This window comes from Anaerococcus sp., from assembly GCF_022770135.1.
In the GTDB taxonomy this organism is placed as follows: domain Bacteria; phylum Bacillota; class Clostridia; order Tissierellales; family Peptoniphilaceae; genus Anaerococcus.
Map to the genome: position 1 here is coordinate 1 of NZ_JALEIL010000027.1, position 7,996 is coordinate 7,996.

General features: G+C 36.2%; 9 protein-coding genes. All 9 read left to right on the forward strand.

Annotated features, from left to right (window positions below; translation table 11 throughout):
• The first annotated feature begins 2 nt into the window (after positions 1–2).
• Positions 3–908 (forward strand): 16S rRNA (cytosine(1402)-N(4))-methyltransferase RsmH, encoded by a 906-nt coding sequence (gene rsmH / locus MRZ08_RS01155; protein ID WP_297378317.1) that lies wholly within the window; start codon positions 3–5, stop codon positions 906–908.
• Positions 909–910: 2 nt separating this feature from the next.
• Positions 911–1,306 (forward strand): hypothetical protein, encoded by a 396-nt coding sequence (locus tag MRZ08_RS01160; protein ID WP_297378320.1) that lies wholly within the window; start codon positions 911–913, stop codon positions 1,304–1,306.
• A 2-nt stretch (positions 1,307–1,308) separates the two neighbouring features.
• Positions 1,309–2,259, forward strand: coding sequence for a phospho-N-acetylmuramoyl-pentapeptide-transferase (gene mraY / locus MRZ08_RS01165; RefSeq protein ID WP_297378323.1), 951 nt, complete (start codon positions 1,309–1,311; stop codon positions 2,257–2,259).
• Positions 2,256–3,575, forward strand: coding sequence for a UDP-N-acetylmuramoyl-L-alanine--D-glutamate ligase (gene murD, locus MRZ08_RS01170; protein ID WP_297378326.1), 1,320 nt, complete (start codon positions 2,256–2,258; stop codon positions 3,573–3,575). The genes mraY and murD overlap by 4 nt, the downstream gene beginning before the upstream one ends.
• A 4-nt stretch (positions 3,576–3,579) precedes the next feature.
• Complete coding sequence (gene murG / locus MRZ08_RS01175) at positions 3,580–4,671, forward strand: undecaprenyldiphospho-muramoylpentapeptide beta-N-acetylglucosaminyltransferase (protein WP_297378329.1); 1,092 nt, start codon at positions 3,580–3,582, stop codon at positions 4,669–4,671.
• On the forward strand, positions 4,661–5,470 hold the full coding sequence (locus MRZ08_RS01180; protein ID WP_297378332.1) for an FtsQ-type POTRA domain-containing protein: 810 nt from the start codon (positions 4,661–4,663) through the stop codon (positions 5,468–5,470). The genes murG and MRZ08_RS01180 overlap by 11 nt, the downstream gene beginning before the upstream one ends.
• Positions 5,471–5,507: 37 nt before the next feature.
• Positions 5,508–6,596: a cell division protein FtsZ gene (gene ftsZ, locus MRZ08_RS01185; protein ID WP_015778124.1), complete on the forward strand. Its 1,089-nt coding sequence runs from the start codon at positions 5,508–5,510 to the stop codon at positions 6,594–6,596.
• Position 6,597: 1 nt separating this feature from the next.
• A complete protein-coding gene (gene nrdR / locus MRZ08_RS01190; RefSeq protein WP_297378337.1) occupies positions 6,598–7,065 on the forward strand; it encodes a transcriptional regulator NrdR in 468 nt (155 codons plus the stop codon).
• A 26-nt stretch (positions 7,066–7,091) separates the two neighbouring features.
• The coding region (locus MRZ08_RS01195; protein WP_297378339.1) for an AAA family ATPase at positions 7,092–7,996 on the forward strand (905 nt) is incomplete at its 3' end.

Sequence of the window (7,996 nt, forward strand, 5' to 3'; positions counted from 1 at the left end):
ACATACCAGTTCTCGCAAAAGAGACTATAGAAAATCTAAATATTAATCCAGATGGAATCTACCTAGACTTAACCCTAGGAAAGGGAGGTCATTCCAAATTGATCCTAGAAAGGCTTTCTCCTAAGGGAAGGCTTATAGCAATCGATCAGGACAAGGAAGCCATTGAAGCAGCCAAGGAAAACTTAAGGGACTTTTCTAATGTTATTTTCGTAAATAGTAACTTCGAAAACTTCGAGAAAGCCCTAGAAGACCTTGGCCTTGATTTGATAGATGGGGCTTTGATGGATATTGGCGTAAGTTCATATCAAATTGACAATGCGGACAGGGGATTTTCATATATGAAGGATGGTCCTTTGGATATGAGGATGAACCAAGATAATGAGTTAACAGCGGAAGTTATTGTCAATGAATACTCTCAGGATGAGCTAGAGCGTATATTTTTTGAATATGGGGAGGAGAGATTCTCCAAGGCCATAGCAAGAAATATTGTTAATCTCCGTGATGAAGAAAGAATCGATACGACTTTTAAACTCCGAAATATTGTAATGAAATCTATAAAAAGTCAAGATGCCCATCCTGAAAAAAGAGTATTTCAAGCCCTAAGAATAGAAGTAAATAGAGAACTAGAAGTTTTGGAAAATACTATAGAAAAAGTCGTTGATCACCTAAAAAAGGACGGAAGGCTTGCAATAATCACCTTCCACTCCCTAGAAGACAGGATTGTAAAAAATAAGTTCAAGGATTTGGCAACAGACTGTATCTGTCCGCCAGAATTTCCAGTATGTGTATGTGATCATAGGGCTAAGATTAAGATTATAACTAGAAAACCTGTAACAGCCTCTAAAGCTGAGCTCAGGGAGAATTCTCGATCAAAACCTGCCAAGCTTAGAGTTGGACAAAGGATATAGACATGGAAGAAAGAATAGCTATTAGTAAAAATAATAATAAAAAAAGAAAACGACTTAAGGTTAAGGATAACAGAAGAAATAAGAAAATCAAACAGATTCAAAATCTTAAGAAAAGAGATAGGAGAATGAAAGGGGTCCTATCTGTTCTTACCTTCCTTATTATAGTTAGCCTTCTGGTAACAGCTTTGGTTAAAAGAAATAACTTGAATGCAAAAAGATATGAGTATAATACATTACAGGCAGACATCGTCTCCTACGAACTCCAAAGGGATAGGCTAAACAATAGGCTAGAAGAAGCGATTGACCTTAACTTAATCCAAAGATACGCCCTAGAAGAGTTGGGCATGGTTTATAAGGATGATGATAATACTGTCAAATTAAATGTAGATAGGAATTAATGATGAATAATTTTTTGTTGATAGTTATAAGTATATTGTTAAGCATAGGCCTAGGCCTTGTAATCTTACCAATTCTTAAGAGAAAAAAGATTGGACAAAATATAAGAGAGGTTGGACCAAAGAGCCATCTTAAAAAGGCTGGTACTCCAACTATGGGAGGAATAATTTTTATTATAGCAGCCCTAATTTTATCCCTTATATTCTTGCCACTTGATAGGCTTGAAGTTTGGATAGTGATTTTATCAACTATAGGCTTTGGCGCAATTGGTTTTATAGATGACTTTAGAAAACTTATCCTAAAGCAATCCGAAGGACTAAGCCCTAGAGGAAAGATTATCCTTCAATTTGGACTAGCCCTTTTAATTTCAGTTCTAGCTTATATAAATGATAAGGATTCGATAACATCATTTGTAATACCTTTTACAGATACAAGCATAAGTTTAGGTATCTTAGGTATTCCTATTATGATTTTCATTATAGTAGGTACAACTAATGCCACCAATCTTACAGATGGCCTAGACGGCTTACTCGCTACTGTATCTCTTCCAGTATTTATTACACTTGCCATAATTGGTAAGGGAACAGATAATGAAATATTTTCTTATATAATGCTAGGAAGTCTCTTGGGATTTTTGATATTTAATTCAAATCCTGCGGCAGTATTTATGGGAGATACAGGATCAATGGCGATAGGCGGAGCCATAGTTGCCATGGCAATAAATCTAAGGATTCCCTTATATCTAATAATCTTTGGTGGAATTTATGTCTTGGAAACTCTATCTGTAATAATTCAAGTTACAAGCTACAGACACAGAAACAAAAAGAGAGTCTTTCTTATGACTCCAATCCACCATCACTTTGAGCTAAAAGGATACAAGGAACAAAAAATAGTAGTAGCATTTGCAGTAGTATCTGTAATATTTTGTATGATAACATTGGCGGCATTAGTATGAAGAAAGTTTTAGTTTACGGTTTAGGACTAACAGGTGTATCAGCAGCAAAGACCCTAGATAAGATGGGCTATGATGTCTATACCTTTGATAAAAATAAGAAAGAAGTTAAGGAACTTAAGGGCTATAAATATAGCCCTATTTCTGATAGTGAAATTTGTGATTATGATTATGAATTTGTAGTAAAAAGCCCAGGTATTCCTCCAAGGGATGAAGTTGTAAAGAAACTAGGGGAAAAATATGAGATAATATCTGATATTGAATTATCCTTTAGGCTCTTTACACAAGCAGAAATCATAGCTACTACCGGGACCAATGGCAAGACATCGACTACATCTATGATCAGCCACATACTTAATGAATCAGGAAGGAAGGCCATTTCTGTTGGAAACATCGGCGAGGGGATCTTGTGGCTAATGTATGAAAATCCTGACGCAATTTTCTCTTGTGAGCTTTCAAGCTTCCAACTTCATGATGTATCTACTTACAAGCCACATATAGCAAGCATTACAAATATAACAGAAGATCATATAGATTGGCATGGGTCTTTTGATGATTATATTAATTCGAAACTAAATATAAGTAAAAGGCAAGACGAGCGTGATTTTCTTGTTATTAATCACGACGACCCTATATTACAGGATCATAAGGATAATTTTAAGGCAAAAGTCTATGAGTTTTCTTCACAAGAAGAAGTAAATAGAGGAGCCTATCTTAAAGGATCATCTATATTTCTTAAGGATGAAGGAAAAAATATTAAATTAATGGATGTAGATGATCTTTCAATAATAGGTAGACACAATTACGAAAACTTGATGGATGCTATCCTTGCTTGCTTTATCTATGGAGTTTCTATAGAAGATATAATAAAAGGATCGAAAAGCTTCAAGTCGATAGAGCATAGGCTGGAATTTGTGACAGATATAAGGGGTGTTAAGGTTTATAATGATTCCAAGGGCACAAATGTAGATAGCTCGATTAAGGCCATTCAAAGTTTTGATAAGCCAATGGTTATAATTGCAGGAGGATACGATAAAAATATCGACTACAGCCCTTATGTGAAAGAATTCAAAAACCATGGTAAGCTTATGGTAATAATCGGCCAAACCACAGACAAACTCGTAAGTCTTTGCCAAAAATATGATATAAATTTCAAGAAGGCTAAGGATATGGAAGAGGCAGTAAAGATTTCCTTCGAGAACTTAGAAGAAGGGGATATATTCCTACTTTCCCCTGCAAGTGCCTCCTGGGGAATGTATAAAAACTTTGAAGAAAGAGGCATGGATTTTAAAGAAAAGATAGAAAAATACAAAGGATGATTAGATGAGAGTAATAATTTCTGGCGGAGGTACAGGCGGACATATTTATCCAGCCATAGCCATAGGAGAAAAACTTCAAAGAGAAATTCCTGATGTGGAAATAGTATATGTCGGAATAAAAAATGGTCCAGAAGAGTTGGTAGCCCAAAAATACGGCTATAAATTTGTGGACCTTCCTGGCATGGGGATTCCTAGAAGGATAAATAAGAAACTATTTAAATCTCTTAATACAAACCTAAAAGGTTTCAAGAAAGCCAAAAAAATCATTAAGGAATATAAGCCCGACCTCGTAATAGGAACAGGCGGATATGTTTGTGCTCCAATCCTTTATCAGGCAAGTAAGAAGGGAATACCTTCTATAGTACATGAGTCAAACTCCTACCCTGGTATGGCTTCTAAGTTTCTATCAAATAAGGTAGACAAGGTCCTAATATCCTACAAGGAAGCAGAAAAACACTTTAAGCACAAGGATAGGATTGTAGTTACGGGTAACCCTGTAAGGACTAGCTTTAAGTCAGACTTTACCGAAAAAGACCTTAAAGATTTGGGAATCAAGAAAGATAGGCCGGTTGTATTTTCCTTTGGTGGGTCAAATGGCTCTTATTATATGAATGAGGCTGTTAAGGAATTATCGAAAAATCTCGACGGTTCCTATTATCTCCTCCATCAAACTGGAAAGAAAAACTATGATGATTTCATGGAAGAAGTTCAGGAGAGCGAATACCTAAAGGTGTTTTCCTACATAGATAACATAGACCTCTTCTATGCAGTAAGTGACCTTGTTATTGCTTCATCTGGTGCCATGAGTCTTTCTGAAATCTCTGCTGTAGGAAAGGCCTCAATCTTAATACCAAAATCCTACACCACAGAAAACCACCAGCAGTTTAATGCTCAAACCTATGTCGATAACGGCGCATCTATCATGATTTTAGAAAAAGACCTAGATGGAGCTGTTCTAGATAGAAAAATTAAGGAAATAATTAGGGATAAGGATAAACTTAAGAAGATGGGTGATGCTGCCAAGGCCCTTTCTGATGATGAGGCAGGAGATAAGATTTTTAATATAATCGAAGGGTTGATCAAAGATGAAAGATAAAAGGAAGGCTAGAAAGAAAAGCCAAATGCCAGAGGGAAAGAATAAAAATAGGAGAAGGAGAGTCGTTAGGAAGGAAAAGCCAAAGACTTTTACTAAGCGATTTATAATCTTTCTTATAGTATTAAGTCTTTTGATATTCCTAGTAAATGCTTTTAGGCATCCTTATATGAAAATTTCCCAGATATATGTCACAGGAAACGAAAGGCTTAAGGATACCGACGTTATCTCAAGCATACAAAATCCAATAGGCAAAAATATTTTAACTTACAATGTAAGAAAGAACGAGAAAAGGCTTGTGGATAAAGACATGATCGAAGAAGCTGAGATAAAGAAGGTTTTTCCTAAGGTAATCAATATCAAAGTCACAGAGTCCTATCCTAGATTTTTCATTGAAGATGAGGGAAAAATTGTCTATATATCCAACCTAGGAAGGGTAATGGATAGTAAGAATATTGCGGCAAATAGCAAAAACTCTTTGATAAATATTAAGATTTCTGACTACAAGGACGACATTAAAGAAGAATTTACGGATGATGAGGATTTAATTAATTTTATCAATGAAATAAACTCTTCTTCCTTTGTTGATTTGATTAATCAATTAAATTTTGAAAACAAGGGGCATATTGGTATAATAATAAAAGATATGAGAGTTGATTTTGGTGATTTGAAAGAAAGTTCATACAAGATTAGATTACTAGAATCAATCCTAAAGGATGTAGAAAATAAGGACCTAGATGTTTCTTCCATAGATTTAAGTAATGGAAAAAACCCAGTAGTTGAAATAAACGAAGGTTCTTAATATAAAATTTATCTATTAGAATAAAATGGGGGAAAGTATGGCAAACATTAACATGGAAATGGACAACAGCTCTTTAGCAAAGATTAAAGTCATCGGAGTTGGTGGCGGTGGAAACAACGCTATCAGCCGAATGAGAGAAAGCGGACTATCTGGTGTAGAGTTTTTGGCACTAAACACAGATCTTCAAACACTACAAGAATCAAACGCAGACATTAGACTTCAAATTGGTGAGAAACTAACAAGAGGCCTTGGTGCTGGAGCTAATCCTGAAGTTGGAGAAAAGGCTGCAGAAGAGTCTAAAAACGAAATATCAGAAGCAATCAAAGGCGCAGACATGATCTTTATTACTGCCGGAATGGGTGGTGGAACAGGTACAGGTGCTGCCCCAGTAGTTGCGAAAGTTGCTAAAGAGATGGAAATCTTGACAGTTGGTGTTGTAACTAAGCCATTTACTTTCGAAGGTAGAAAAAGACAAAACCAAGCTGAAGGTGGAATCGAAAGACTAAAGGAAAATGTAGATACACTAATCACAATTCCAAACGATAGACTCCTACAAATCGTAGAAAAGAGAACATCAATGGTAGATGCCTTCAAGATGGCAGATCAAGTACTTATGGATGCAGTAAGTGGTATTTCAGAGCTAATCGCTGTACCTAACGTTATTAACCTTGACTTTGCTGACGTTGAGTCAATTATGTCTGATCAAGGAATCGCCCACATGGGTATCGGTAGGGCTAATGGTGAAAATAGGGCTGTTGAGGCTGCTAAGGCTGCTGTTAACTCCCCACTACTTGAGACAAGCATCGAAGGAGCAAACGCAGTATTACTTAACGTAACTGCAGCAGAAGTTGGTCTAATGGAAGCTAACGAAGCAGCTGAGCTTATTAGAGAAAACATCGACTCTGATGCTAATATCATATTCGGAGTTGGTAGTGATGAATCTCTAGGAGATGATATCAAGATTACTGTTATAGCAACAGGTTTTGATAATCCAACACCAGCAAGAAGAAGTGTACAACAAGCTTCAAGAAATAGGGAAGAGCTTAAGGCTCCTCAAAGACCAAGCGCTAAGAAAAAATCATCAAATCCATTTGATGACTTCGACTTACCAGATTTTCTAAAATAATATGAGATGTCCCTACTGCGATTCAACCAATACAAGGGTTTTGGATTCAAGATCAACAGAAGATGATAGGGCTATAAGACGAAGACGCTTGTGCGAAGATTGTGATCGTAGGTTTTCTACTTACGAAAGATATGAAGACTCTACTATCATGGTCGTCAAAAAGGACGATACGAGAGAAGCCTATGACCCAACGAAATTGATAGCAGGCATTGTAAAAAGCTGTCAGAAGAGACCAGTAACAATGGCTGATATCGAAAAAGTTGCTAGAAATGTTGAAACTAGGATAAATCATACGGGAAACAAAGAAATAAGTTCAACCTATATAGGTGAGCTGGTGATGGACGAATTAAAAGAGCTCGACCCAGTAGCCTATGTGAGGTTTGCATCGGTTTATAGAGAATTTAAGGATGTCGATTCCTTTTATGAAGAAATAAAAAGTTTAAAAGATAAAAAAGATGCTTCTTCCTAGCATCTTTTTTTCTATAGGAGGAGATTATGGATTTATTTGAACTTAATAGGATTAATCAATTAGAAAAAAGTGCTCCTCTAGCTGACAGATTAAGGCCAAAGGACTTAAATGACTACCTAGGTCAAGACCATCTCATAGGAGAGGGAAAGATTATTAATAGGATGATCAAGGCGGATAGGATTTATTCGATGATTTTCTATGGGCCACCTGGAGTGGGTAAGACGAGCCTTGCCAAAATCATATCCCAAAAGACTAATATGGCCTTCGAGGAGATATCCGCTGTGGCAAGCGGAATATCAGACCTTAAGAAGAAAGTACAGATAGCCAAGGATAATTTATCTTTCGAGAATAAGAAAACTATCCTTTTTATAGATGAGATTCATAGATTTAACAAAAGCCAGCAGGATTATCTTCTTCCTTATGTAGAAGATTCAACTTTGATTCTAATAGGAGCAACTACAGAAAATCCTTACTTTGAGGTAAATAAGGCCTTGATATCTAGGATGTATGTTTTTGAGCTTAAAAGCTTAAGTGATAGAGACCTATCTAGATTGATTGACCTTGCTCTTAGTAAAGATGAGATCCTAAAGACTAAGAATATTATAATAGAAGGAGAAGCGAGAGCTACTCTTATCAAATACTCCAACGGAGATTCCAGGGCCCTACTTAATGCTTTGGAGATTGCTATATTTTCAGAAGACGAGATTGATGGTAGAATAGTTATAGGAAAGAGCTCTATAGAAAATTCCACCCAGAAAAAAATTGCCGTCTATGACAAAAATGGAGATAGGCATTACGACACGACCAGTGCCTTTATCAAATCTATGAGAGGGTCTGATATAGATGCAGCAATATTTTATCTTGCCAAGATGCTTGAATCGGGCGAAGATATAAAGTTTATAGCAAGAAGAATGATTATATTTGCATCAGA

What these genes read in the sequence shown, in the direction of transcription:
- MRZ08_RS01160 (WP_297378320.1), top strand. Translation starts at nt 911, where the DNA reads ATGGAAGAAAGAATAGCTATTAGTAAAAATAATAATAAAAAAAGAAAA.
- murG (WP_297378329.1), top strand. Translation starts at nt 3,580, where the DNA reads ATGAGAGTAATAATTTCTGGCGGAGGTACAGGCGGACATATTTATCCA.
- ftsZ (WP_015778124.1), top strand. Translation starts at nt 5,508, where the DNA reads ATGGCAAACATTAACATGGAAATGGACAACAGCTCTTTAGCAAAGATT.
- mraY (WP_297378323.1), top strand. Translation starts at nt 1,309, where the DNA reads ATGAATAATTTTTTGTTGATAGTTATAAGTATATTGTTAAGCATAGGC.
- murD (WP_297378326.1), top strand. Translation starts at nt 2,256, where the DNA reads ATGAAGAAAGTTTTAGTTTACGGTTTAGGACTAACAGGTGTATCAGCA.
- nrdR (WP_297378337.1), top strand. Translation starts at nt 6,598, where the DNA reads ATGAGATGTCCCTACTGCGATTCAACCAATACAAGGGTTTTGGATTCA.
- MRZ08_RS01180 (WP_297378332.1), top strand. Translation starts at nt 4,661, where the DNA reads ATGAAAGATAAAAGGAAGGCTAGAAAGAAAAGCCAAATGCCAGAGGGA.